Below are 24,007 nucleotides of genomic sequence, written 5' to 3'. Positions count from 1 at the left end.
CCGGCGGCGTGCCGGACGGCGCGGGTTGAGGGTCAGCGCGCGGCGGCGCCGGCCTGCCAGGCGGACTTGGGGAAGACCAGCTTGGCGGCGCCGGCGTGGCTGGCCGGCTCGATGCCGACGAACTCGCCGTTCTGCCATTGGCCCAGCGTCAGCATGTTGGGCACCATGTGGTTCTTCAGGTTGATGCGGCCCAGGATGGTGTCGAACTCCTCGCTGGCGATCTTGGCCGACACGGCCTTGCGGTCCAGGGTCCCGGCCTTCTCGATGGCCTGTTGCAGCACCTGCAGTCCGGCATAGGTGACCAGGCTGGCCCAGCGGTCCGGTTCGGCCCCGGTCACTTCCTTGTGGCGCTGGATGTAGGCCTTGACGGCGGGGCTGTTGGCGTCGATGCCGCCCAGGCTGGCCACGCCCTCGACGTTCGCGCCGAAGCGGTTCTTGTACAGCGGGAAGGCGGTGCCCACCCCGGTGTAGAACACCTTGGGATTGAAGCCCAGCACCCGCGCCTGGTCGGTGATGGCCATGGTGTCGGGCGGATAGCTGAACGCGATGAAGACGTCGGGGTTCAGGTTCCTGGCTTCGGTCACGATGGGGGCCAGGTCCTGCGTGCCGACCGGGTAGGTCTTGGCGTAGGCCAGCTTGAAGCCGGCCTTCTGGAACGCGGCGCGCGCCGCGGTGGCCAGCTCGATGCCGAAACCGTCGGCGATGGAGACCATGGCGATGGAGTCGCCGATCTTGCCGGCCTTGCGCAGGCTGGTCAACTGGTCGACCAGGGCCTCGGCGTATTGCGAACCGGTGCCCAGCAGCCAGTAGCTGTTGGGCCAGCGCTTGGCGAACTCGGGCGCGCGTTCGGTCACCGCCGAGCCCGCCAGCAGCGGATAGCCGTAGCGGTGGAAGGTGGGCGCGACGGCCAGGTTCATCGCGGTCGACCACGGAGGCAGCAGGAAGTCGACCTTGTCCTGCGTGATGAGGCGCTCGACGGCGCGCACGGCGTCCTCGGAGCTGGAGCGGTCGTCGTATTCGACGACCTTGATGGGCAGGCGCTTGGCACCGACCTTCAGGCCGCCAGCCTGGTTGACCTCATGGACCAGAGCTTGTAGTTGGGAATGGTCGTGATGCCCGCGCCGCCGGCGTTGACGCCGGTCTTGGACACCGCGTAGCCGATGGTGACGGCGTCCTGGGCATGGGCCGGAAGGGCGAGCGAGAACGCCGACAGGGCAACGGCCGTGCCCAGGCGGCGCAGCGATTTCAGGGACGAGGTGAGCATGGTGTGTCTCCCGGTAATTTTGTAACAATCGCGGAGTTTTGTTGTAGCGACGTACAAATTCTGGCTAGAGGGCTCGGCCGTGTAAAGTTGCAGGCATTGATGAAATCGGACGAATACTTGTACTTTTTTGCCCGCCTTCCCGAGGATCCGCATGGCCGTTTATCCGCATTCCCTGCCCGACGTGCATCCGGACATCGGCGAGACGCCGCTGGCCACCCTGATGGAGAGCGAAGTGATGATGCCCGCGCTGGCCGCGCGCGAATGGGTGGTCGAGGCCGCGCGCAGGCAGGGGCGCAGCCATGCCTTGCTGCTGACGGCGGGGAAGGGCGTGGCCACGCTGCGCCATGGCCAGCTCGCATTGCGCGCGCCTTGCCTGGCCTGGCTGCCACCCGGCATGGCGCAATCCATCCGCCTGGAGGCCGGCGGTGCCGGCTACATGCTGTCGGCGGCCGAGGAGCTGGTGTCGCGCGCGTCGGCCGCCAGCCAGCATGCCGCGGCCCTGCGCAACGTGGCCGACCGCCTGCTGCACATCGGGCCGGACGAGATGGCGGCCGGGCGGGACATGCTCTGTCCCGTGTTCGAAGCCGTCAGCCATGAGCTGCGCCAGGCGGCCAAGGGCGCCGCGGGGATCGCCGTCGCCTACCTGTCCATCGTCCTGACGCATCTCTGGCGCATGAGCGACATCGACCCCGAGGCGCCTACCGGCGACCGGCCCGGTTCCGTCGTGTTCCAGCGTTTCCTGCGCGTGGTCGAGATGCACTTCCGCGAGCACTGGCCGATTTCCCGCTACGCCCGCACGCTGGGGGTGACCGAACGCCGGCTGCATGCCGCGTCCATGCGCAGCGCCGGCTGCGGCCCGCTGGCCGTGGTGCACGAGCGCCTGTTGCAGGAGGCCCGGATACGCCTGCAGCAGTCGCCGCTGCCCGTGGCCCAGGTCGCCTACGGCCTGGGGTTCCGCGACACCGCGCACTTCAACCGTTTCTTCAAGCGCCACATGGGCATGCCTCCCGGCAGCTACCGCCGCCGGGTACTCGAAGAAGCGGGCCGCGAGGATCTCACGTACTCTGCCTGGCCGTAGAGGTCCCCCCTACGCGCTTCGCGCGCCCAGCATGGTTGAGCCCCAGCCGCTACGCGGCAGCCCCCGAGAAGGCCGGGACCCGCCTCGGGGCGGCCCGGCGCCGGGTCCCGGGAGAAAATCGAAAGCTATACTTTTCCCATCTAGCCTTGGGTGTGAATGTCGTGAAGGTTTTCGTCGGACGGGATTTGTCGTGGGGAGCGCTGGCCGGGGCGCTGGGGCTGATGTTCCTCGTGTCCAGCGCGCTGCGCGGGCCGCTGCCCGAGGGGCCGTTCAGCGAGCGCGTGCCGGTGCTGGCGCAATACGCCGGTTCCTTCCTGGCGGCAGCGCTGATGGGGGGCTTCATCGTGCTGGTGATGTGGGGCTTCCGGCGTTTCCGCTCGCAGCGCTACGAGACGCCCCGGCGAGACCTGGCGCTGGCCATCCTGCTGATGGCCATCGTGACGTTTCGTCCCGCCCATGCCGAGGTGGCCGCACCGGTGGCGCCGGCGGCGGGCGTGGAGCACTACGCGCCGTAGGCGGCGCGGCCCTTGGCCAGGTAGGGCGCCAGTGCGAACAGGTCGACGTTGCCGCCCGAGACGATGACGCCCACGCGCTTGCCGCGCGCATCGACCTTGCCGGACAGCAGCGCGGCCGCGCCCAGGGCGCCGGTGGGTTCGAGCACGAACTTCATCCGCTCCATCAGGAAGAACATCGCGCGCAGCAGTTCGTCGTCGGTCACCGTCAGCATGTCGTGGACGTGGGACTGGATGAGCGGGAAGGTGTACCGGCCCGCCGATTGCGTGCGCGCGCCATCGGCGATGGTGTCGGGATTGTCGACCGATTGCAGCGTGCCGCTGCGGAACGAGCGGGTGACGTCGTCGCCCGCGGCCGGCTCCACCCCTATGACCCGGATGCCCGGCGCGCAGGCGTTGGCCGCGATGGCGGACCCCGACAGCAATCCGCCGCCGCCGCAGGGGACCAGCAGGTAGTCCAGCGGTCCGGTCTCGCGCAGCAGTTCCAGCGCGGCGGTGCCCTGGCCGGCGATGACGTCGGGATGGTCGAAGGGAGGGATGGTGGTCAGTCCCTCGCGGTCCGCCAGTTCGGCCGCGATGTCCTCGCGCCGTTGCGTGTCCCGGTCATACAGCACCACGCGGGCGCCGTAGCCGCGCGTGGCTTCCAGCTTGACCCGCGGGGCATCCGACGGCATGACGATGGTGGCCGGTATGCCCAGCAGTTGGCCCGCCAGCGCGACGGCCTGGGCATGGTTGCCGGACGAATAGGCCACCACGCCGCGCCGGCGGGCATCATCCGGAAGCCGGGCCAGCGCGTGATAGGCGCCGCGGAACTTGAAGGCCCCCATGCGCTGGAAATTCTCGCACTTGAAAAAGACCGTGGCCCCGGTGCGGGCGTCGACGGTATGCGAAGTCAGCACCGGCGTGCGGTGGGCGTGGCCGGCGAGCAGCGCGGCGGCCGCTTCGATGGCGGGGAAGGCGACGGACATGGTGTTTTTCCACCTGGGTGCCGGCCGGAGGCGGCCGAGGAGCCAAGCATATACGAAGCGGATCGCCGGAGGCGCGGCCTGCCGGGAATCCCCAGGCGGCGCCGTTCTCTTGGGGTATCCCCCGATGTTGACGCGAAGCCGGCGGGCAGGCGAAAATGCCGGCTGACATGTCTATGGCATGTCCCTCCAAAGGGGAGTAGTTCGAGAGTCCAACAGGCTCTTTCGTACGATCGTCAATACGTGGAAGTCCGCTTCCTCCGGTCGTGCGGATCACCGCCCGGTGATTGAACAAGACCTTTGCAGCCTGGCCTCAGGTCCTGCATGGGTACTCCCGTCCCCAGTCATTCCTGTCGCCAGCAGAGGCCGTCAACTTCTCTGGAGAACAACTCGTGGAATGGCTTTCGGCTTTCGCCGCAGAAACTTTCACCACCCAATTCCTGTTCGCGCTCGCGTCCATCATCGTGATCGACATCGTGCTGGCCGGCGACAACGCCATCGTCATCGCGCTGGCCGCGCGCAACCTGCCGCCGGCCTTGCAGAAGAAGGCCATCGTCTGGGGCACGGTCGGCGCCATCGTGGTCCGTACGTTGATGACGCTGGCCGTGGTATGGCTGCTGAAGATCCCCGGCCTCATGCTGGTGGGCGGCCTGGCGCTGCTGTGGATCGCGTATCGGCTCCTGACCGCCGAAGAGGACGAGCACGGAAGCGGCGCGGCCAATACCAGCTTCGTCGCCGCCATCAAGACCATCGTGATCGCCGACGCGGTCATGGGCGTGGACAACGTGCTGGCGGTGGCCGGCGCGGCGCACGGCAGTTTCCTGCTGGTGGTGCTGGGCCTGTTGATCAGCGTGCCCATCATGGTCTGGGGCAGTCGCCTGATCCTGCGCCTGATGGAACGTTATCCGGCCATCATCTACATCGGCGCCGGCGTGCTGGTCGTGACCGCGGCCAAGATGGTGATGGGCGAACCGCTGGTCAAGCCCTGGTTCCAGGCCCACGCCTGGGTACAGTGGGTGCTGTATCCGCTGGCGCTGGTTGCCATCCTTGGCGGCGCCCGGATGGTCGTCAACAATCGCGGCAAGGGGCAACCCGAATCCAACGCGGCGTGACGCCGCCGCCCAGGCCGTGCGAGGGAAATACCCCCTCTCGCGGCAGGGGCGAACTGGGTTAAGCTTGCGGCTTTCCCGGGGTGGATACTCCGCCCGCAGCAGAACGGCGCCCGGTTTCGGCCGGACGCCGTTCTTTACGTAGGAAGGCCGCGGGCCGCTTGATCGAGTGCGAATGACGACGAATTATTCCCTGACCCTGATGCCCCGGCCCGGGACGTGGAACTGGCGGCACCTCGCCCAGCGGGGCGCGCTGGCCCTGCTGACCACATCGCTGCTGATGCTGGACGACTGGATCCAGCAGTGGTTCACGGTCGCCAACCAGGCCGATTTCGAACTGAACTACTTCGCGGCGCTGCTGGCCTTCAACCTGGGCCTGTGGCTGTCGGGCAGCCGGGTGTTCGTGACGTGCATCCTGGTGCTGCTGGGCGGCATGGAGCTGGTCCAGCTCAGCCACATCTCCTACGCCGGCCGGCCGCTCGATCCCGTGGTGCTGGCCAGCCTGTTCTCGGAATTCGGCGACGTGCGGGAAGTGGCGCTGGCCGATTTCGGCGACCACGTCCACGTGCTGTTCGCGGTGCTGATTCCGTACCTGGCCGCGTGGTGGCTGTTCATGACTTACATGCGGTCGGACGTGCGGCGCTGGCAGCGCGCGCTGGGGGTCATGCTGGTGGCCGCGGGCCTGCTATCCAAGCCTTATCGCGCCACCTACCGCGACCTGAATTCCTTCCTGCCCGGCCCCACCCGCAGCGGCCTGCACAACTCCCTCAATACCTTCAGCTTCTTCCTGGTGCACAACGTGCTGCGCGGATCGCTCCACGCCGCGCCTGCGCCGGTGGCGGCCATCGCCCAGCCCGAGGTCGTGCCCTTTGCCTCGGATGCGCGGCACGTCTGGCTGTTCGTGGCCGATTCGCTGCGCAGCCAGCACCTGGGCATCATGGGCTACGAACGGGACACGACCCCCAACCTGGCGCGGCGCATGGAGCAGGGATTGGTTGCGCGCCATGGGGTGGCGGCGGCCGTTTCCACCGCGGCCAGCATGCCGCTGATCCTGAACGCCGTGCGCGAGCCCGGCCAGCTGGCGCAGATCCGGGGGCTGTCCACGAACCTGTTCAAATTCGCCAAGGAGGCGGGCTTCAAGACCTACTGGATCTCGTCCCAGGAGTCCAAGCTGCTCAACGACGTCGGCAGCCGCTACGTCGACGTGTCGATCACCCGCGAGGACGAGCCGGCCCGGTTCGGCAGGCAGGGCGACGAGGCGATCCTGTCGCTGCTGCGGGAACAGGCCTGGGCCGAGAAGACCTTCGTCGTGGTCCTGCTGCGGTCGACGCACGCGCCCTACGAAGCCAACTATGCGCACGCGCGGGACCGCTACGCGCGCTGGCCGGACAGCCATGATCAGCCGCGCGCGGAGCGCCAGCGCAACGCCTACGACAATTCCGTGCTGTACCTGGACGCGCTGCTGGATCGCATGCTGGACGAGTTCGACCGCCTGCCGGGCCCGCGCCACCTGGCGATCACCGGCGACCACGGGCAGTTGCTGGGGGCGCGGGGCATGTGGGGGCACAACGTGCTGGAACCCGAGGTGGCCGACGTCCCGGTACTGTCCTGGAGTCGCGATGCGCCCGAATCCGTGTCCGAACCCATGCGCCGGGCGGGCTGGATCAGCCATTTCGAGATGTCGCGCTGGCTGGCGAACCGGCTGGGGCACGATGTCCGCTCGCCGTCGGCCATCGAAGGCGTGCATTACGTGCAGGGCAAGAACCTGTACGGAGCCAACACCTTCCGCGAAGTGCACGAGGGCGCTTCGCTGGAGTTCTCCGATGTCCTGCCCGTGGGCCACAGCCTGCCGGTCCGCCCTTACAATCCGGTCCGCTCGCTCGTCGCACGCTGAGTGCGCGTGTCCACGGACCTACGCATGTCTTCCCCCCAGGAAAAATCCTCTCCCTTCGAACTGATGACCGGCCGCAACGCGCTGCGTTCGCTGGCGCTGGCCGGCGGCGTGGCGCTCCACGCCATCAACGTCTACGTCGTCACCACCATCATGCCCACCATCGTGCACAGCATCGGCGGGCTGGCGTACTACGCCTGGAGCACGACGCTGTTCGTGGTGGCGTCCATCCTCGGCTCGGCGCTGTCCTATCGGCTGATCGACCGGATCGGGCCGCGCCGCGCCTATCTGGGCGCGTTGGCGCTGTTCTGCCTGGGGTCGCTGGTCTGCGCCACCGCGCCGGCCATGTGGTGGCTGCTTGCCGGGCGGACCGTCCAGGGGCTCGCCGGCGGCGTGCTGCTGGCCTTGTCCTATGCGCTGATACGGATGGTGTACGAGCCGCGCCTGTGGCCGCGCGCGCTGGCCTTCGTCTCGGCGATGTGGGGCGTGGCGACGTTGTCGGGCCCGGCCCTGGGCGGCCTGTTCGCCTCGCTGGGGTGGTGGCGCCCGGCCTTCCTGTCGCTGCTGCCGGTAGCCGCCGCGCTGGCGGCCATCGTCCATAAGCTGGTGCCGGCCGCCGCGCCCGCGTCGTCGTCGGCCGCGGCGGGCGTGCCCTGGGGCAAGCTGGCGCTGCTGGCGTGCTCGGTGATGGTCGTCTCGGTGGGCAGCCTCTCGCATGAACTGGCCTGGAACGCCGCCGGCGTGGCGGTGGGGCTGGCGCTGGTGGCAGGGATGGGGCGGCTGGACGTGAAGGCCTCGTCGCGGCTGATGCCCACGGGCGCCTATTCGACCCGCACGGTGCTGGGCGCTTGCTACCTGACGATGGCCATGCTCATCATCGGCTTGACCAGCGAGATCTTCGTGCCGTATTTCCTGCAGACCCTGCACGGCCAGACGCCGCTCGTGGCGGGTTACCTGACGGCGGTCATGGCGGGCGGCTGGACGCTGGCCTCGCTGATGTTCTCGGGATATACCGGCGCCGCCGTCGTGCGCCTGGTCCGTGCCGGGCCGGTGGTGACCGCGGCGGGCCTGGCCGCGCTGGCCGTGCTGGTACCGCCGGGCGAGTCGGGCGGCGTGGCGTTCGCCGCGCTGTGCGCGGCGCTGGCCGGGGTCGGGTTCGGGATAGGCATGTGCTGGTCGCACCTGGTCACGCGGGTGTTCCGCTCGGCCCCCGCGGGCCAGGAGAACCTCGCTTCGGGCGCGGTGACGACCCTGCAGCTCTATGCGATCGCGCTGGGATCGGCGGTGGCCGGCATGGTGGCCAATGCCGCCGGCCTGGCCGACCCCGGCGGCATCGAAGGCGCCCGCACCGCGTCCGCCTGGCTGTTCGGCCTGTTCGCGCTGGCGCCGGCCCTGGCGGCCTGGAGCGCCCGGCGCTCGTAGTCCAGGCTGCTCGCGCTGCCCGCGCGGCCGTCAGCGCATCGACGGGGCCTCGCCCCCCAGGGCATCGACCACGTCGGCGATCAACTTGGCCAGTTCGCCCGACATCAGCGTGAAATCGGCGTCGAAGCGTTCGGCGTCGTTCTGCGCCAGGGCGTCGGCGTTTTCCTTGAGCACGTCCAGCGGCGCGATGCGCTTGATGGCCAGCGATTCGCTCAGCACGAACGAGATGCGGTCGGCCCAGGTCATGGCGAGCCGGGTGCACTGCTTGCCGGCCTCGATGTGGCGGCGCACGTCCTCGGCCTCGATGGATTGCCGCACGTAGCGCACCGTGGCGCGGCCTTCGCCGGTGGAGCGCAGCTCGGTGTCCTGGTCGATCGTGAAATTGGCGGGAGCTTCGCCGCCGGCCAGCCATTCCGTCATGGCGGCCGCGGGCGAGGTCTGCACGTGCAGGTTGGCCAGCGGGAATTTGTCGATGGCCCGGTTCAGGAGCTGCAGCAGTTCGTCGCAGCGCGCCGCCGAGGAAGCGTCGATGCACAGCCAGCCGTTGCGCGTGTCTATCCACGCGCGGGTGTCGCGCAGGATGCTGAAGGCGCGCGGCAGCAGCGTTTCCTTGACGTTCTCCTTGATCTCCTTCATCTGCTTGCGGCCCGGCTTGAAGCCTTGCTGCTCTTCGATCTCCTGGGCCTTGGCCTTGGCCACCTGATTGATGACGGTGGTCGGGAGCAGTTTCTTCTCGGTGCGCAGCGTGATCAGCAACTGGCCGTTCACGCCGTGGGCCAGCAGGCTGCCGTTTTCCAGCGGGGGCGCCCATCCCTGCGTCTGCAGCTCCAGGCTGGAGCCGGGGGCGAAGACCTGGGGCCGGAGCAGTTCATCGAGCCCCTCGGGCGTCATGGGCCAGGGGGCGGGAAGGCGATAGATCTGTAGATTCTTGAACCACATGGCGGGCCGCGCAAAAGGGTCGATTCTATACGACGCGGCCTTCGCCCTTCGTTACCCCAGGTCCAGCGAGTCATCCTTCTTGGATTCGCGCGGCACGTCGGGCGACAGTTGCCAGAAGATCCACGCCGAAGCCGCGGTGAGCAGGCCGATGCAGATGAAGGTGGCGTGGAAGGCGGCCAGCGCGTCCTCGGGCGCGCCATGGTCCACCAGGTGGCTGAACGCGGCCAGGATGCCGCCGGCCACCGTCACGCTCAGGCTGATCGCCAGCATCTGCATCATGGACAGGATGCTGTTGCCGCTGCTGGCGCCTTGCTGGCCCAGATCCTTGAGCGTCAGCGTGTTCATCGCGGTGAACTGCAGCGAGTTCACCGCGCCGAAGAAGGCCATCAGCAGCACCTGGGTCCAGACCGGGTGCGAGACATCGACCAGCGAGAACGAGACGATGGTCAGGCCGACCAGCACCGTATTGACCACGAGGACGTGGCGATAGCCGTAGCGGGTGATGAGCGAGGTCGCGAGGCGCTTGCTGAGCATGCCGGCCGCGGCCACGGGCAGCATCATCAGGCCCGAATGCGTGGGCGAATAGCCCAGGCTGACCTGCAGCAGCAGCGGCAGCAGGAAGGGCATGCCGCTGCTGCCCAGGCGCGCGAACAGGTTGCCCAGCAAGCCTATGGTGAACGTATGGATGTGGAAGAGGGTGGGCGAGAACAGCGGCGCGGCCTGCCTGCCCGCGCGCAGCCAGTAGGTGACGATGCTGATCAGGCCGAACACCAGCATGAGTACGACGGTAGCGTGGCCCGTGGCGCGGCCCGAGAACCCGTCCAGCGAGAGCGAGATGGCCGCCATGCCGAAGGCCAGCAGTCCGTAGCCCACGCCGTCGAAGGAGGCCGGCTGCTTCTCGCGCTTGTCGATCATGAAGGTGCGCGTGGCTATCGCGCCGGCCAGGCCGACCGGGATGTTGATCAAAAACACCCAGTGCCAGGAGAACTGCTCGGACAGCCAGCCGCCCAGCACGGGGCCGATCATGGGGCCGACCATGGCCGGGATGGCGACGAAGCTCAGCGCGGGCAGCAGGCGCTCCTGGGGGAAACTGCGCAGGATGACCAGCCGGCCCACCGGCATCAGCATCGCGCCGCCGGCGCCCTGGACCACGCGTGAAGCGACGAGCTGGCTGAGGTTCTGCGAGACCGCGCACAGCACGGAGCCAAGCGTGAAAAGGACGATGGCCGAGAAATACACCTTGCGCGTGCCGAAGCGGTCGGCGACCCAGCCCGAGGCGGGGATCAGCACGGCCATGGTCAGCGCATACGAGATCACCACCGATTGCATGCGCAGGGGGCTTTCGCCCAGGCTTGCCGCCATCGCCGGCAGGGCCGTATTGACGATGGTGGTGTCCAGCGTCTGCATGAAGAGGCCGATGGCGACGAGCCAAAGGGTGATGTTCAGCGTTTTTCTGTGTTCCACGGTCGGCGGGCGGGAGGCGGGCGGGTGCCATAGGATAGCTTGATTCATGCCCGCGGCTTGGACTAAGGTGGCCTGGCCGGCTCCCGGTGCCGCGCGGCGCCGGGAATGGCCTTTGCTGGCCGGCATCCCAGGCAACCAGGAGACGACGATGTCGGAACACGTGTACAAGCAGCTCGAATTGGTCGGGTCCTCGACGAAGTCCAGCGACGACGCGATCCGCAACGCGATCGATCGCGCGGCCCGGACGATGCGCCATCTGGCATGGTTCGAGGTCACCCAGGTGCGGGGCCACATCGAGGACGGCAAGATCGCGCACTGGCAGGTGGGCCTGAAGGTGGGGGTGCGCCTGGAGGACTCGAAGTAGGCTCCCGAGGCAAGGGCGGCGGCGGGAGGCCGCCGCCTGCGCGCCGGCCCGGTGCTGGCTACAGTGCTTGAGAATTGTTATCATTATTGATCTTAATCATCTCAAGCATGCAGTGCCGCGCACCGCCGTATGGACAAACAGTCGGATCGCTTCCTGGAGCAGAAGCGTCGCTCATTCTGGTTGAAGCATCTGCATCAATGGCACTGGATCAGCTCGGCGATCTGTCTCGTCGGCATGCTGCTGTTCGCCGCCACCGGCATCACGCTGAACCACGCCTCCCAGATCGAAGCCCATCCGCGCGTCGTCTCGAAGGAAGCGCAGGTGCCGGCCGAACTGGCGCGCGCGCTGGCGCCTGAAGGCGGGGCCGACAAGGCGCCATTGCCGCCGGCGCTGCGGCAATGGCTGGAAGACCAGTTGTCCGTGGCGATCGGCGACCAGCTGGCCGAATGGTCGTCCGACGAGATCTATGTTTCCCTGCCACGCCCCGGTGGCGACGCCTGGCTGAGCGTCGAGCTGCCCGACGGCGCGGTGAAGTACGAGAGCACCGACCGCGGCTGGATCTCGTATTTCAACGACCTGCACAAGGGCCGCAACACGGGCGAGGCCTGGAAGTGGTTCCTGGATATTTTCGCGGTCGCCTGTCTGGTGTTCTGCGTGACCGGTTTCTTCCTGCTGCAGATCCATTCGCGCAACCGGCCCGTCACCTGGCCCATGGTGGCGCTGGGCGTGGCCGTGCCGCTGTTCCTGGCATTCGTATTCATTCATTGAAGAGGTTCTGGCTATGCGTACATTGATCCCGGTGGCCGTCACCGGCCTGATGGTCGGGCAGGCCCAGGCCGCCGACCTGGCGGTAAGGATCGAGATCCCCCGGCTGAACGTGGCCGAGTACCACCGTCCGTACGTGGCGGTGTGGGTGGAGGGGCCGGACCAGAAGGTCGCCGCCAACCTGGCGGTCTGGTACGACGTCAAGCTCAAGAACGACGAAGGCACGAAGTGGCTCAAGGACATGCGCCAGTGGTGGCGCCGCACCGGCCGCGAACTGACCATGCCCGCCGACGGCATCAGCGGCGCCACGCGGCCCGTGGGCGAGCATCAACTGGCGTTCAGCGACGGCAAGGCGCCGCTGGGCAAGCTGGCCGAAGGCAAGTACGAGCTGGTGGTCGAAGCCGCGCGCGAGGTCGGCGGCCGCGAGTTGCTGCGCATCCCGTTCCAGTGGCCGCCGCGCGCGCCCGAGAAGGGCGAGGCGCGTGGCCAGCACGAGCTGGGTCGCGTCGCGCTGGAAACCAAACCCTGATTCCCTAGCAACCCCTTCCGAGGAAAAGAACATGAAGATGTCTCTCAAGTGGGCCGCGCTGGCCCTGGCGTTCAGCCTGCCCCTGTCGGCCCAGGCGCACCGCATGTGGATGCTGCCCTCGGCCACGGTGCTGTCGGGCGCGGATCCGTGGGTGACGGTGGACGCCGCCGTGTCCAACGACCTCTTCTACTTCGAGCACTTTCCGCTGCAACTGAACAACCTGTCGGTGACCGCTCCCGACGGCACCGCGGCCAAGGCCGAGAACCAGTCCACGGGCCGCTATCGCAGCACCTTCGACGTGCGCCTGACCCAGGCCGGCACCTACAAGATGGCGGTGGTCAACAACGGCGTGTTCGCGTCGTACAAGGAAAACGGCAAGAACAAGCGCTGGCGCGGCACGGCCGAGAAGTTCGCGCAAGAGGTGCCGGCCGACGCCCAGGACCTGCGGGTCACGCAGGCCAACAGCCGCCTGGAGACCTTCGTGACGGTGGGCAAGCCGACCGACACGGTGCTCAAGCCCACCGGACAGGGGCTGGAACTGGCGCCCATCACCCATCCGAACGATTTGTTCGCCAAGGAAGAAGCCAGTTTCCGGCTGCTGCTCGATGGCAAGCCCGCGGCCGGCATAGAAGTGTCCATCGTGCCGGGCGGGATCCGCTACCGCGACCAGTTGCATGAAATGAAGACGCGCACCGATGCCGACGGCAAGTTCACGGTGACCTGGCCCGAGCCCGGCATGTACTGGCTGGAAGCCGAGACCAAGGACGACAAGACCACCTTCGACAAGGCGAAGGAGCGCCGGTCGACCTACATCGCGACGTTCGAGGTCTTGCCTGAATAAGCCCCCCCGTACGCCCTTCGGGCGCCCCCCAGGGGGCGATGCGGGTAGACCGGCGGAGCCGGATCCACCGCATCCTGGGCCTGGTGCCGCTATCTTGGGTTGTGGCAGCGGTGCTTCGCTGGCTGCCGGCCATGGTAACGAGCCCGAAGGGCGTAGGGAGGGGCGAGTGCTCGTGCCGCTGGCGGTGTCGGAGCAGGCGCGGCGGGGCTATGGGAGCGGGGCTCGGGTGGTTTCCATGGGCGGCCCGACGATGGGGACGAGCTGGTCGGTCAGGCTGGTGGATGATGGCGGGGTGCCGCCGGACCTGGACGAGCGGGTGCGGGCGACGCTGGACGGGGTCATCGACGAGATGAGCAACTGGCGGGACGATACGGACCTGAGCCGCTTCAATGCCGCGCCGGCGGGGAGTTGGCACGTCTTGCCCGATGCCTTGTTCGTGGTGCTGGAGCAGGCGCTGAGCGTGGCCCGCGAAAGCGGGGGCGCCTACGATCCTACGGTGGGGCCGCTGGTCGACCTGTGGGGGTTCGGGCCGCAGGGGCCGCGCGCCCGGCCGTCTGCGGCCGAGATCGAGGCCGTGCGTGGGCGCGTGGGCTGGGAGCGGATCGAACTGGACGTGGCGGGCCGCCGTGCGCGGCAACCAGGCGGGGCCCATGTGGACCTGTCCGGCATCGCCAAGGGCTACGCGGTCGACGCCGTGGCCCGCTGCCTGCGGCGCGCCGGCGTGGCGGGCTATCTGGTGGAGATAGGCGGCGAGCTGGCCGGCCACGGGGTGAAGCCGGACGGTACGCCCTGGTGGGTGGAGCTGGACCGGGCCTGGGATGCGAACGGCGAGTCGTCCGTGCCGCCGACGCTGGTGGCCCTGGAGGGCCTGGCGGTTGCCACCTCGGGCGACTACCGGCGCCATGTCTCCGATGGGCAGGGCATGTACAGCCATACCCTGGACCCGCGCACCGGCGCGCCCATCGGCAACGGCGTCGTCTCGGTCACGGTCCTGCACCCCGAGTGCATGGCCGCCGATGCGCTGGCGACGGCGCTGACGGTGATGGGGCCGGACGAGGGGCTGCGCTGGGCGGCGCGTCGCGGGCTGGCGGCGCAGTTCGTACAGCGCACCGCCCAGGGGTACCGGGAAACGATGACGCCCAATTTCGCGGCGATGATGGAATGAACGACGAATCTCGCGCGGCATCCGCGCGCCGGGCGGGCGTGGCGGTGTTGTTGCTGCTGGCGGCCCTGGTCCTGGTGGCCGCCGTGCTGCCGCTGTCGCCGGCGGCGCACCGCGCCGTGGCAGGGGGACTGGTAGTCGCCTGCTATGTGGCGTTCTGCGTATGGACCGCGCTGGCATGGCGCGCCGCGGCGTCTCCGTCCGGCGGCCCGATCGCGGCCGATGCGCTGCTGGTGGCCTATGCCAGCCAGACGGGCTTCGCCGAGCAGATCGCGCGGCGCAGCGCGCAGGCGCTCCAGGCCGCCGGATTGCCCGTGCATCTGGCCAACCTGGCGGAGATGGGCGGTTCGGCCCTGCAGCGTTTCCGCCAGGCCCTGTTCGTGGTCAGCACGACGGGCGAGGGCGATGCCCCGGACAGCGTCGCCGGCTTCGCGCGCAAGACGCTGGCCGGCGAACTGGCCCTGCACGGCATGAGCTACGGCGTGCTGGCCCTGGGCGACAGCAGCTACCAGCGCTATTGCGCCTTCGGCCAGTCGCTGGCGAACTGGCTGCACCGGCAGGGCGCCGAGCCCATGTTCGATCCTATCCTGGTGGACGATGGCGACGAGGGTGCGTTGCGCCACTGGCAGCACTACCTGAACGTGCTGGGCGCGAGCGCGGAAATGGAAGACTGGGCTGCGCCCAGCTACCGGGCCTGGACGCTGGCCGAGCGCCGATTGCTGAACGACGGCAGTCCCGGCGGCCCCGCCTATCACCTGGCCCTGGTGGCCGCGGATGCATCCCCGGCCGACTGGGAGGCCGGCGACATCGCCGAGATCGGGCCGCGCAATGCTCCCGATGACGTCGCGTCGCTGCTGGCCGCGCTGGGCCTGGATGGCGCCATGGGGGTGGACGGCGGGCAATCGCTGGGCGATGCGCTGGCGGCACGGGTGCTGCCCCATGACGAGGCCGGACGCGCCGCGCTGCGCGGCTTGCCGGCCCCGGCGCTGCTGGAGGCGCTGCCGCGCATCCCCCATCGCGAGTATTCGATCGCCTCGCTGCCGGCCGATGGCCGCCTGGAGCTCCTGGTGCGGCAGATGCGGTATCCCGACGGCCGGCTGGGACTGGGGTCGGGATGGCTGACCCGGCATGTCCGCGTGGGCGGCAAGGTGGACGTACGGCTGCGGCGCAATGGCGGCTTTCGTCCGCCTGCGCCTGGGCGGCCGTTGATCCTGATCGGCAACGGCACGGGCATGGCGGGCTTGCGCGCGCACCTGAAGGCGCGCGCCGCCGCCGGGGCGCATCGCAACTGGCTGCTGTTCGGAGAACGCACGCCGGAGCACGACTTTTTCCATCGCGACGAAATCCAGGCGTGGCGCGAGCAGGGCGTGCTCGAGCGGCTGGATCTGGCGTTCTCGCGCACGGCCGGCTGGCCGCGCTACGTGCAGGACTGCCTGCCCGCCGCGGCAGGCGAACTGCGGGCGTGGGTGGACGATGACGCCGCGATCTACGTCTGCGGCAGCCTGCAAGGCATGGCGGCGGGTGTCGCGGCCGAACTCGAACGCATCCTGGGCCGCGATCGCCTGGACGAATTGGCCGAACAGGGCCGCTATCGGCGCGACGTGTACTGATCAGGCGGTGCCGCCGCTGCGCCGGTGTCCGCTGACCTCGGCACCGGCGTCGTGCCGCAGCCGCACGAAGCTCAGCAGGCTGCTCAGGGCCAGCAGGCCCACGACCAGGAAGGCGATCCGGAAGTCCGTGACGTCGTAGGTCGCGCCGCCGATGTCGCGTGCGGCGGCGGTAAGATGCAGCACCACGGCCCCGACCGCGATGCCCAGGCCCATGGACATCTGCTGGGTGGTACTGAACAGGGTGTTGGCGCTGCTCATCTGCGGGTGCGGGACCTCGGCGAAGGCCATGGAAGTCAGTCCGGTGAACTGCATCGAGCGGGTCAGGCCGCACACCAGCATGATCGCCACGACTACCGGCACGGGCGTATCGGGCGACAGTACGGCGCACAAGGCGATCGAGGCCCCCGCCAGCGCGCCGTTGAAGACCAGCACGTTGCGGAAGCCGAAGCGGCGCAGCGCCTGCGTCGTGCCCAGCTTCATGCCCAAATTGCCCAGCATGCTGGCCAGGTACAGCATGCCGGCCTCGAAGGCGTTCAGGCCGAAGCCCACCTGGAACAGCAGCGGCAGCAAAAAAGGCATGGCGCTGATCGCCGTGCGGGCGATCGTGCCGCCTATCATGACGGTGCGGAACGACGGCACGGCCATGATGGTGGGGTCGATCAACGGATGGGGGTGGCGGCGCAGGTGCGCGGCCAGCGCCACGCCCAGCGCGATGCTGCCGGCGACGAGCAGGGCGCCCAGTTGCCACCGTCCGCCGTATCCCAGGAGCTCCACTCCGACCATCAGGAAGCTGAGCGCGAGGCCGCTCAGGGCGAAGCCCGCCGTGTCCAGCGGCCGCCGTGGCTGCGGGGCGGATTCGGGGATATAGGCGCGGATCAGGAAGATGCCGGCCACGCCCAGGGGGACGTTCAGGAGGAAGATCCACTGCCAGCTCAGGTAGGTCGCCAGGAAGCCTCCCAGCGGGGGGCCGATCACGGGCGCGATCAGTCCCGGCCAGACGATGAAGGCCATGGCGCGGACCAGGTCTTCCTTGCCGGTGTTGCGCAGCACCGCCAGCCGTCCCACGGGCACCATCATCGCGCCCGCCATGCCCTGGAACACCCGCGCGGCGGTGAATTGCGCGACGCTGGTGCTCAGCGCGCACAAGACGGAGGCCAGCGTGAAGGCGGCGACCGCCCAGGCGAAGACGCGGCGTGTGCCGAGCCTGTCCGCGACCCAGCCGCTGATGGGGATGAACACGGCCAGGGTCACCAGATAGGACGTCATGCCTATGCTGAGGTTGACCGGGTTGGTACGGAAGGTGGCGGCCATTTGCGGCAGGGCGGTCGCGATCACCGTGCCGTCCAGCGTTTCCATGAAGAAGGCGGCGGCGACGATGAGCCAGATGATGTTGGGCTTGGCGGTGGGGGCGGTCATGGGCGGCGCGTGGGGTGAGGCCGGATCGGGCCCGGGCAGTATATGCCGTGTGCCGCGATATTTGACCGGAGCCGGATGTCGAGCGGTCCAAATAACCTAGAATCATAAAAACATCGAAACCGGGACGTCCGCGTACGAGCATGAATGCATTGACCGAGAAGGATGTGCGCCGCAATGCGCTGGTGCTCAGTTGTGCGCAGTCGCTGGGTGGGGCCAATCCCGCCATCGTCATTTCGCTGGGCGGGCTGGTGGGGCAGATGCTGGCCACCGACAAATCGCTGGCGACGCTGCCCGTCAGCCTCTACAACCTCGGCCTCGCGCTGGGGACGATCCCGGCGGCCATGCTGATGCGCAGGCTGGGGCGCCGCGCCGCCTACATGCTGGGCGCGGTGATCGGCGGCGTGGCCGGGCTGCTGGCGGCCTACAGCATCGCCACGGGCATGTTCGCGCTGTTCTGCGTCGCCACCGCCATCGCCGGTACCTACGGATCGTGCGTGCAGAGCTACCGCTTCGGGGCGACCGACGGGGCCGACGCGGCGTTCAAGGCGCGGGCGATTTCCTGGGTCATGGTGGGCGGACTGGTAGGCGCGGTCATCGGACCCCAGACCGTGATCTGGACGCGCGACGCGATCGGCGCCATTCCCTTCGCCGGCAGCTTCGTCGGCCAGGCCGTGCTGGCGCTCGCGGCGCTGCCGGTGCTGATTCTGCTGCGCGGATCGGTGCGTCCCGCGGCCGAGCAGGGCGGGGGGCGGCCGCTGCGCGAGATCGCGGCCTCGGGCCGCTTCGTGGTGGCGGTGACCGCGGGCATCGTCTCGTACGGGATGATGAGCTTCGTCATGACGGCCGCGCCCATCGCGATGGTGGCGTGCGGACACACGGTGGGCGAGGCCGCGCTGGGCATCCAGTGGCACGTGCTGGCGATGTACGGGCCGAGCTTCGTCACCGGCAGGCTGATCACGCGCTTCGGCAAGGAGTGGGTGACGATGGCCGGCCTGCTCCTCATGGCGGTGTCCGGAGCGGTCGCGCTGCATGGCCTGAGCGTGGGGCATTTCTGGCTGTCGCTGGTCTTCCTGGGCGTGGGCTGGAACTTCGGTTTCATCGGCGCCACCGCCATGGTCACCGACTGCTACCGGCCCGAGGAGCGCACCAAGGTCCAGGCCCTGAACGATTTCCTCGTGTTCGGTTCCGTGGCCGTGGCGTCGTTCTCGTCGGGCCGGCTGCTCAACGCCTCGGGATGGGAAACCATCAATTGGCTGCTGTATCCGGCCGTGGCGATCGTGCTGCTTCCCCTGTTGTGGCAGGCGGGCCGCACGCGCCGCGCGGCGGCCTGAGGCCGGCGTTTCCTGCCGCGTTCAGTTCGGGAGGCCGAACAGGTCGGCCCGCCCGAACATGCGCGCCGTTTCCCTTGCCGACGGCGTGCCCAGGTCGGGATTCGCGCCGCCGTCCAGCAGCGCCCGCACCACCTCCTCTTCTCCCTTGAACACGGCCCCGGCCAGCGGGCTCTGCCCCCGGTCGTTGACGCGGTTGGGATCCGCGCCGTGCTCCAGCAGCGTCCTGACCGTGCCGGCATGGCCATGGTAGGCCGCCAGCATGATCAGGCTATCCCCTTTCTGGTTGGTCAGGTCCGCGGGCGCCCCGGCGGCGAGGTAGGCGGCCAGCGTTTCGGTTTCTCCCGCGCGTGCAAGATCGAACAGCTTGGTGGCCAGGGCCAGCACGGCATCGTTGGGCTGGTAGGAATCGCTAGGGCTCATGGTGTTTCTCTTTTGGTGATCAAAGGCTTCCACGCGGTGCGCGGGAAGAATGTCGTTACAACCTGGCGCCATGCGGGGCGCGCGCGGCGCACCATGGCATGCATATTGCCCTTGTCCCCGGCAAGGGATGCCCATCCCGGGAAGAATGCCGCATCGGACGTGTACATCTTACTCACAGCGGTAATTTTTATCGGCGAGGATGGACATTATCCGGCGCGGCACCCGCCCGCCGCACGAGAAACATCCCTGCGCGTGTGAAGTCCCGACCCAATCATCAGCTGCCCATGGGGAAGCGTCTTTTGCCGGAGAAACATCTTGCTGCCGAGAGTCATGCTAGTAACGTCGGAGGCCCTGCCGCTCGCCAAGACGGGGGGCCTGGGCGATGCGGTAAGCGGCCTGGCACGGGCCCTGCGCGACGCGCACGTCGACGCGACCATCTTCATGCCCGCCTATGAAAGCGCGCTGCATGCCGCCAGCGACCTGGAGAAGGTGGCCGATCTGCCCGGATTGATCGGGGGCGATGCCGAGGTCTGGGCGGGATGGGTCGCCGATACCGAGATACCGGTGCTGCTGCTGCGCAACGACGCCCTGTACGTGCGCCCCGGCAACCCCTACCTGGATGCGGACGGGAGGGAGTTTCCCGACAATGGAATCCGCTTTGCCGCGCTGGCCCAGGCGGCAAAGCGGATTTCGGTGGGCGAGACGCCGATCAGGGTTCCGCACGTGGTCCATGCCCACGACTGGCACGCGGCCCTGACGCCGCTGTATCTGCACGCGGCCGGCGTCAAGCGGCCCAAGACGGTGTTGACCATCCACAATCTCGCGTTCCAGGGCAACTTCCCGCTGCGCCTGGCGGAGGAGCTCGGCATCCCGCCCGCCTATCGTGGCAGCGAGGGCGTGGAATTCTGGGGCAACCTGAACTTCATGAAGGCGGGGTTGCGCTACGCCGACAAGATCACGACGGTCAGCGCGACCTACGCGCGCGAGATCCTGACCCCGGCGTTCGGCCATGGACTGGAGGGCGTACTGGGCCAGCGCGCCCATGAACTGCACGCCATTCCCAACGGCATCGACACCGAGGTCTGGGATCCCGCTTGCGATCCCTATCTGCCCGAGCATTTTTCCGCCATGGACCTGCGCGGCAAGATCCGCAACAAGCTGGAGATGCAGCGCGCATTCGGCCTGCCCACCGACCCCGAGGCGCCGCTGCTGGCGATGGGCAGTCGCCTGACCTCGCAGAAGATGGCGGATCTCGCGATCGAGGTGTTCCCCATGCTGCTGGCGGCGCATCCGCGTCTGCAGATCGCCGTGCTCGGCTGCGGCGAGCGCGCGCTGGAAGAGGCATTGCAGGAACTGGCCGCGCGGCATCCGCGCAACCTGGGCGTGCACATCGGCTATGACGAACGCCGCGGGCACCTGCTGCATGCCGGCGCCGACATGCTGCTGCACGGCAGCCGCTTCGAGCCATTCGGCCTGACGCCGCTGTATTCCATGCTGTACGGGACCGTGCCCATTGCGTCGCGTGTCGGTGGCCTGGCCGACAGCATCGCCGGGCTGTCCCAGGCGCCGGATGCCGAGGTCGGATCGGCCACGGGCATTCTGTTCGACGGGGACACACCCGCCGACATGATGGCGGCGGTCGAGCGGGCGCTGGAGGCCTTTGCCCAGCCGCAGCGGTGGGCGGCCCTGCAGAAGAACGGGATGACCCGCCACTTCGGCTGGGAAGCTTCCGCCGCCCAATATGTCGAGCTGTACCGCATGCTCGCGCCGGTCGCTCCCGTGGGCGCGCCCATGGTGGCCCGCCGTCCGGAGGCGGCCAGCGCTCCGGCCGAGACCGCCATACGGAAACGGGCCTGATGGCGGCGCGACGTCGACCGCCGCTGCGTATCTACCATGCCAGGGCTTCGGCCCTGGGGCCGGTGCTGGACGAGGCGGGCGCGCTGGCGGCGCCCTGGCGCGCGTGGCTCGAGACGGCCGCCGGGCTGGGATTCGGGCAGGTGCTGGCCGACGCGCGCGAGGCAGGCGACGAGGCCTCGTGCGGTGTGCTGGCGCGCGCCGCCACGCGGCGCCGGCTGGAGCTTTATCTGGATTGTCCACCGGCCGGCGGCGAAGCTGCCGTCGACTGGGCGGCGCGCGCGCCGGCGTGGGGCGAACTGGGCGTGCGCGGCCTGCTGGTCCGGGGATGGGACGCGGCCGGCCCGTGGGCAGGCAAGCTCGCGTCGCTGCGCGGGCGCGAGGACGGACTGGACCTGCTGGCCTGGACGCCCGGCCTGTCGCGCGAGGCGGTGCGAGGGCTGCGCGGAGTGGGTTTTTCCCATGTGTTTTCGTCGCTGGCCTGGTGGGATTTCCGCAGCGCCTGGTTCATGGACGAGTGGCACGCGCTGGCGGACACCGGCTGCGCCGTGCTGGCCTTTCCGGCCGATCCTTACGGCCCCGGCGCGGCGGGCGTCGGCGTGCCGGATGCCGAGGTGCGGCAACGCGCCTCGATCCGTGCGCTGTGGGCCGCCGCCACGTGCGGCGCGGGCTGGCTGGTGCCCATGGGATACGAACGGCACGGGCTGGATGGCACGCCGCACGGCCAGCTGGACCTGGGCGACGAGCTTCGTGCCGCGAATCGCTGGCTGGCCCGCGCGCCGGCCGATGACGTGACACTGTCGCCGCTGGGCGGCGCGGACGCGCCCATCGCCATGTTGCTGCGCCGTGCCGTCGGGCAGCGGGGCAGGCGCAGTCATCTGCTGCTGTTCAATCCCGACCTGCTGGCCGCATCGGCGGTGGATTGGCCCATGATCCAGGCCAGGCTGCCCGATCGCGTGCAACGGCCGGTCGATGGCGGCGTGCCCGCGAGGCTGGGGCCCGGCGCCGCGCAGGCCATCGAACTGGGATCCGCGCCCCCCGTGCTGTCAGGGCCGCCGCGCCGCCGGTCGCTGACCGCGGCCATGGGCGCGGCCCGCGTGGCGATCGAGGCGGTCGAGCCCGTCATCGAACAGGGCCGGTTCGCGGTGAAACGCACGCCCGGCGAGGCGCTCGCGGTGCGCGCGGATATCTTCATGGACGGCCACGACAAGCTGGCCGCCGACGTGCTCTGGCGCGCCGCCGACGAGGAGGCCTGGACCCGGGTGCCCATGGTGCACCTGGGCAACGATCGCTGGGAGGCCGTGTGCCGGCCCGAGCGCGTGGGCATGGGCTACTACGCGATCGAGGCCTGGCGCGATACCTATGCGACGTTCCTGGACGAACTTCGCAAGAAGACCGATGCGGGCGTGGACGTGGCGGTGGAAGTGGAGGAGGTCCGTGGCTGGATACTGAAGGTGCTGGGCCGCGCTACCCAGGCCGGAGCCGAGACGCGGGCCCGGGCCGAGGAAGCCGCCCGCGGCCTGGCGGAGCTGCCCACCGAGGACTGCCTGGCGTGGATACGGTCGCCGCAGGCCGCCGCCCTGGTACAGGCGCTGGAGCCCCGCGAATTCGCGTCGCGCTCGGCCGAGTTCCCGGTGCGGGTCGAACGCCGGACCGCCCGGTTCGGCAGCTGGTACGAGTGCTTCCCGCGTTCGCAAAGCGGCGATCCGCACCGGCACGGCACCTTCGCCGACGTCGCGGCACGCCTGCCCGCGATACGGGACATGGGCTTCGACGTGCTGTACTTCCCGCCCATCCACCCCATCGGCCGCCGCCACCGAAAGGGCCGCAACAACAGCCTCGTGGCCGAGCCCGGGGATCCCGGCAGCCCCTACGCCATCGGTTCGGAAGAGGGCGGGCACGACGCGATACACCCCGAACTGGGGACGCTGGACGATTTCCGCGCGCTGGTGGGCGAGGCTGCCCGGCACGGCCTGGAGATCGCCCTGGATTTCGCCATCCAGTGCTCGCCCGATCACCCGTGGCTGGCCCGTCATCCCGACTGGTTCGCCTGGCGCGCCGACGGCTCGCTGCGCTATGCCGAGAATCCGCCCAAGAAATACGAGGACATCGTCAACGTCGATTTCTACGCGCGCGCCGCGAACGGACGCGATGCCGCCTCCGGCCTGTGGCTGGCCCTGCTGGACGTGGTGCTGTTCTGGGCGGCCGAGGGGATACGGATCTTCCGGGTGGACAATCCGCACACCAAGCCGCTGCCTTTCTGGGAGTGGCTGATCGGCCAGGTGCATGCGCGCCATCCCGACGTCGTGTTCCTGTCGGAGGCCTTTACCCGGCCCAAGATGATGTACCGGCTGGCCAAGCTGGGGTTCTCGCAATCCTATACCTACTTCACGTGGCGCGAGACCCGCCGGGAACTCACCGACTACCTCGAGGAAATATCGCGGCCGCCTGTATCCGATTTTTTCCGCCCCAATTTCTTCGTCAATACTCCCGACATCAATCCGCGCCATCTGCAGACGTCGGGCCGGCCGGGTTTCCTGATCCGGGCCGCGCTGGCGACCACGTTGTCGGGTTCCTGGGGCATGTACAGCGGCTTCGAGCTGTGCGAGGGCACGCCGGTACCCGGCAAGGAGGAATATCTCGATTCCGAGAAATACGAGATCCGGGCCTGGGACTGGAACCGGCCGGGCAACATCGTGGCCGAGATCGGCGTCCTGAACCGGATACGACGCGACAACCCGGCGTTGCATATCCATACAGGCACCGGGTTTCTCAACACCGATAATGATCACGTGCTGGCCTATACCAGGGCGACGCCGGAACGCGACAACGTGGTGCTGGTGGTGGTGAACCTCGACCCGCACGGCGCGCAGGGCGCCAACGTCGAACTTCCGCTGTGGGAGTTCGGGTTGCCGGACGATGGCACGCTGCATGCCGAAGACCTGTTGCGCGGGTACCGCTTCGATTGGCATGGAAAGATGCAGCACGTGTGGCTCGAACCTGGCGGCCCCTACGGGATATGGCGCATTTCCCGGCGATTCTAGGATCCGCTCCCTTCGGGGATCCATCGG

General features: G+C 68.8%; 21 protein-coding genes. 14 read left to right on the top strand and 7 right to left on the bottom strand.

Translation table 11 applies throughout. The features are described from left to right. Positions 1–32: 32 nt before the first annotated feature. Complete coding sequence (locus ABD104_RS07420; RefSeq protein WP_343927359.1) at positions 33–1,037, bottom strand: amino acid ABC transporter substrate-binding protein; 1,005 nt, start codon at positions 1,035–1,037, stop codon at positions 33–35. Positions 1,038–1,054: 17 nt separating this feature from the next. Next, a complete protein-coding gene (locus tag ABD104_RS07415) occupies positions 1,055–1,264 on the bottom strand; it encodes a hypothetical protein (RefSeq protein WP_243724573.1) in 210 nt (69 codons plus the stop codon). 151 nt (positions 1,265–1,415) lie between these two features. Here ABD104_RS07415 and ABD104_RS07410 point away from each other — a divergent pair, with 151 nt between their 5' ends. After that, positions 1,416–2,342 (top strand): AraC family transcriptional regulator, encoded by a 927-nt coding sequence (locus tag ABD104_RS07410; RefSeq protein WP_087839254.1) that lies wholly within the window; start codon positions 1,416–1,418, stop codon positions 2,340–2,342. Positions 2,343–2,503: 161 nt separating this feature from the next. Continuing rightward, positions 2,504–2,857, top strand: a complete 354-nt coding sequence (locus ABD104_RS07405; RefSeq protein ID WP_132979944.1) for a hypothetical protein — start codon at positions 2,504–2,506, stop codon at positions 2,855–2,857. Here the strand turns inward: ABD104_RS07405 and ABD104_RS07400 are convergent. Continuing rightward, complete coding sequence (locus tag ABD104_RS07400) at positions 2,845–3,822, bottom strand: threo-3-hydroxy-L-aspartate ammonia-lyase (RefSeq protein WP_087839256.1); 978 nt, start codon at positions 3,820–3,822, stop codon at positions 2,845–2,847. The genes ABD104_RS07405 and ABD104_RS07400 overlap by 13 nt on opposite strands. 389 nt (positions 3,823–4,211) lie before the next feature. On the opposite strand from ABD104_RS07400, the gene ABD104_RS07395 reads away from it, so the two are divergent. The 3 genes from ABD104_RS07395 (at position 4,212) to ABD104_RS07385 (ending at position 8,241) form a co-directional block, all read left to right on the top strand. Beyond that, positions 4,212–4,931 carry a TerC family protein gene (locus ABD104_RS07395; protein ID WP_087839257.1) on the top strand — a complete coding sequence of 240 codons (720 nt, stop codon included), beginning with the start codon at positions 4,212–4,214 and terminating at the stop codon, positions 4,929–4,931. 172 nt (positions 4,932–5,103) lie between these two features. Then, the gene (locus ABD104_RS07390) at positions 5,104–6,822 is read left to right on the top strand and encodes a sulfatase-like hydrolase/transferase (RefSeq protein ID WP_087839258.1); all 1,719 of its coding nucleotides are present in this window, start codon (positions 5,104–5,106) and stop codon (positions 6,820–6,822) included. Between the two features lie 24 nt (positions 6,823–6,846). Then, entirely contained in the window at positions 6,847–8,241 is a 1,395-nt protein-coding gene (locus tag ABD104_RS07385) for an MFS transporter (RefSeq protein ID WP_132979945.1), read from the top strand. Positions 8,242–8,271: 30 nt separating this feature from the next. Here the strand turns inward: ABD104_RS07385 and ABD104_RS07380 are convergent, their stop codons facing one another. Further along, entirely contained in the window at positions 8,272–9,180 is a 909-nt protein-coding gene (locus ABD104_RS07380) for a recombination-associated protein RdgC (RefSeq protein ID WP_087839260.1), read from the bottom strand. 51 nt (positions 9,181–9,231) lie between these two features. Continuing rightward, entirely contained in the window at positions 9,232–10,692 is a 1,461-nt protein-coding gene (gene mdtD, locus ABD104_RS07375) for a multidrug transporter subunit MdtD (RefSeq protein ID WP_087839261.1), read from the bottom strand. Positions 10,693–10,792: 100 nt separating this feature from the next. On the opposite strand from mdtD, the gene ABD104_RS07370 reads away from it, so the two are divergent. The 6 genes from ABD104_RS07370 (at position 10,793) to ABD104_RS07345 (ending at position 15,915) form a co-directional block, all read left to right on the top strand. Continuing rightward, on the top strand, positions 10,793–11,008 hold the full coding sequence (locus ABD104_RS07370; protein ID WP_087839262.1) for a dodecin: 216 nt from the start codon (positions 10,793–10,795) through the stop codon (positions 11,006–11,008). 129 nt (positions 11,009–11,137) lie between these two features. Continuing rightward, positions 11,138–11,776, top strand: coding sequence for a PepSY-associated TM helix domain-containing protein (locus ABD104_RS07365; RefSeq protein WP_087839263.1), 639 nt, complete (start codon positions 11,138–11,140; stop codon positions 11,774–11,776). 13 nt (positions 11,777–11,789) lie between these two features. Then, positions 11,790–12,302: a DUF2271 domain-containing protein gene (locus tag ABD104_RS07360; protein ID WP_087839264.1), complete on the top strand. Its 513-nt coding sequence runs from the start codon at positions 11,790–11,792 to the stop codon at positions 12,300–12,302. A gap of 37 nt (positions 12,303–12,339) precedes the next feature. Continuing rightward, on the top strand, positions 12,340–13,143 hold the full coding sequence (locus tag ABD104_RS07355; protein WP_371695861.1) for a DUF4198 domain-containing protein: 804 nt from the start codon (positions 12,340–12,342) through the stop codon (positions 13,141–13,143). A 166-nt stretch (positions 13,144–13,309) separates the two neighbouring features. Continuing rightward, the gene (locus ABD104_RS07350; protein WP_243724547.1) at positions 13,310–14,308 is read left to right on the top strand and encodes an FAD:protein FMN transferase; all 999 of its coding nucleotides are present in this window, start codon (positions 13,310–13,312) and stop codon (positions 14,306–14,308) included. Next, the gene (locus tag ABD104_RS07345) at positions 14,305–15,915 is read left to right on the top strand and encodes a sulfite reductase subunit alpha (protein WP_132979947.1); all 1,611 of its coding nucleotides are present in this window, start codon (positions 14,305–14,307) and stop codon (positions 15,913–15,915) included. The genes ABD104_RS07350 and ABD104_RS07345 overlap by 4 nt, the downstream gene beginning before the upstream one ends. Here ABD104_RS07345 and ABD104_RS07340 read toward each other — a convergent pair whose 3' ends face one another. After that, entirely contained in the window at positions 15,916–17,331 is a 1,416-nt protein-coding gene (locus tag ABD104_RS07340) for an MFS transporter (RefSeq protein ID WP_132979948.1), read from the bottom strand. 140 nt (positions 17,332–17,471) lie between these two features. Here ABD104_RS07340 and ABD104_RS07335 point away from each other — a divergent pair, with 140 nt between their 5' ends. Next, entirely contained in the window at positions 17,472–18,662 is a 1,191-nt protein-coding gene (locus ABD104_RS07335) for an MFS transporter (protein WP_087839268.1), read from the top strand. 21 nt (positions 18,663–18,683) lie between these two features. On the opposite strand, the gene ABD104_RS07330 is transcribed toward ABD104_RS07335, so the two are convergent. Beyond that, positions 18,684–19,082, bottom strand: coding sequence for an ankyrin repeat domain-containing protein (locus tag ABD104_RS07330; protein ID WP_087839269.1), 399 nt, complete (start codon positions 19,080–19,082; stop codon positions 18,684–18,686). Between the two features lie 330 nt (positions 19,083–19,412). On the opposite strand from ABD104_RS07330, the gene glgA reads away from it, so the two are divergent. Further along, positions 19,413–20,939, top strand: a complete 1,527-nt coding sequence (gene glgA, locus ABD104_RS07325; RefSeq protein WP_132979949.1) for a glycogen synthase GlgA — start codon at positions 19,413–19,415, stop codon at positions 20,937–20,939. Beyond that, positions 20,939–23,980: an alpha-1,4-glucan--maltose-1-phosphate maltosyltransferase gene (locus ABD104_RS07320; RefSeq protein ID WP_132979950.1), complete on the top strand. Its 3,042-nt coding sequence runs from the start codon at positions 20,939–20,941 to the stop codon at positions 23,978–23,980. Before glgA ends, ABD104_RS07320 begins: the two co-directional genes overlap by 1 nt. The last annotated feature ends 27 nt before the right edge of the window (positions 23,981–24,007 follow it).

It is taken from the genome of Pigmentiphaga daeguensis (assembly GCF_039523035.1).
Lineage (GTDB): Bacteria > Pseudomonadota > Gammaproteobacteria > Burkholderiales > Burkholderiaceae_B > Pigmentiphaga > Pigmentiphaga daeguensis.
The sequence above is the reverse complement of the archived record's forward strand: the minus strand, read 5'-3'. Positions and strand labels throughout refer to the sequence as shown.

What these genes read in the sequence shown, in the direction of transcription:
- ABD104_RS07400 (WP_087839256.1), bottom strand. Translation starts at nt 3,822, where the DNA reads ATGTCCGTCGCCTTCCCCGCCATCGAAGCGGCCGCCGCGCTGCTCGCC.
- ABD104_RS07355 (WP_371695861.1), top strand. Translation starts at nt 12,340, where the DNA reads ATGTCTCTCAAGTGGGCCGCGCTGGCCCTGGCGTTCAGCCTGCCCCTG.
- ABD104_RS07415 (WP_243724573.1), bottom strand. Translation starts at nt 1,264, where the DNA reads ATGCTCACCTCGTCCCTGAAATCGCTGCGCCGCCTGGGCACGGCCGTT.
- ABD104_RS07330 (WP_087839269.1), bottom strand. Translation starts at nt 19,082, where the DNA reads ATGAGCCCTAGCGATTCCTACCAGCCCAACGATGCCGTGCTGGCCCTG.
- ABD104_RS07320 (WP_132979950.1), top strand. Translation starts at nt 20,939, where the DNA reads ATGGCGGCGCGACGTCGACCGCCGCTGCGTATCTACCATGCCAGGGCT.
- ABD104_RS07345 (WP_132979947.1), top strand. Translation starts at nt 14,305, where the DNA reads ATGAACGACGAATCTCGCGCGGCATCCGCGCGCCGGGCGGGCGTGGCG.
- ABD104_RS07335 (WP_087839268.1), top strand. Translation starts at nt 17,472, where the DNA reads ATGAATGCATTGACCGAGAAGGATGTGCGCCGCAATGCGCTGGTGCTC.
- ABD104_RS07390 (WP_087839258.1), top strand. Translation starts at nt 5,104, where the DNA reads ATGACGACGAATTATTCCCTGACCCTGATGCCCCGGCCCGGGACGTGG.
- mdtD (WP_087839261.1), bottom strand. Translation starts at nt 10,692, where the DNA reads ATGAATCAAGCTATCCTATGGCACCCGCCCGCCTCCCGCCCGCCGACC.
- ABD104_RS07410 (WP_087839254.1), top strand. Translation starts at nt 1,416, where the DNA reads ATGGCCGTTTATCCGCATTCCCTGCCCGACGTGCATCCGGACATCGGC.
- ABD104_RS07360 (WP_087839264.1), top strand. Translation starts at nt 11,790, where the DNA reads ATGCGTACATTGATCCCGGTGGCCGTCACCGGCCTGATGGTCGGGCAG.
- ABD104_RS07385 (WP_132979945.1), top strand. Translation starts at nt 6,847, where the DNA reads ATGTCTTCCCCCCAGGAAAAATCCTCTCCCTTCGAACTGATGACCGGC.
- ABD104_RS07340 (WP_132979948.1), bottom strand. Translation starts at nt 17,331, where the DNA reads ATGACCGCCCCCACCGCCAAGCCCAACATCATCTGGCTCATCGTCGCC.
- ABD104_RS07365 (WP_087839263.1), top strand. Translation starts at nt 11,138, where the DNA reads ATGGACAAACAGTCGGATCGCTTCCTGGAGCAGAAGCGTCGCTCATTC.
- ABD104_RS07380 (WP_087839260.1), bottom strand. Translation starts at nt 9,180, where the DNA reads ATGTGGTTCAAGAATCTACAGATCTATCGCCTTCCCGCCCCCTGGCCC.
- ABD104_RS07370 (WP_087839262.1), top strand. Translation starts at nt 10,793, where the DNA reads ATGTCGGAACACGTGTACAAGCAGCTCGAATTGGTCGGGTCCTCGACG.
- glgA (WP_132979949.1), top strand. Translation starts at nt 19,413, where the DNA reads ATGCTAGTAACGTCGGAGGCCCTGCCGCTCGCCAAGACGGGGGGCCTG.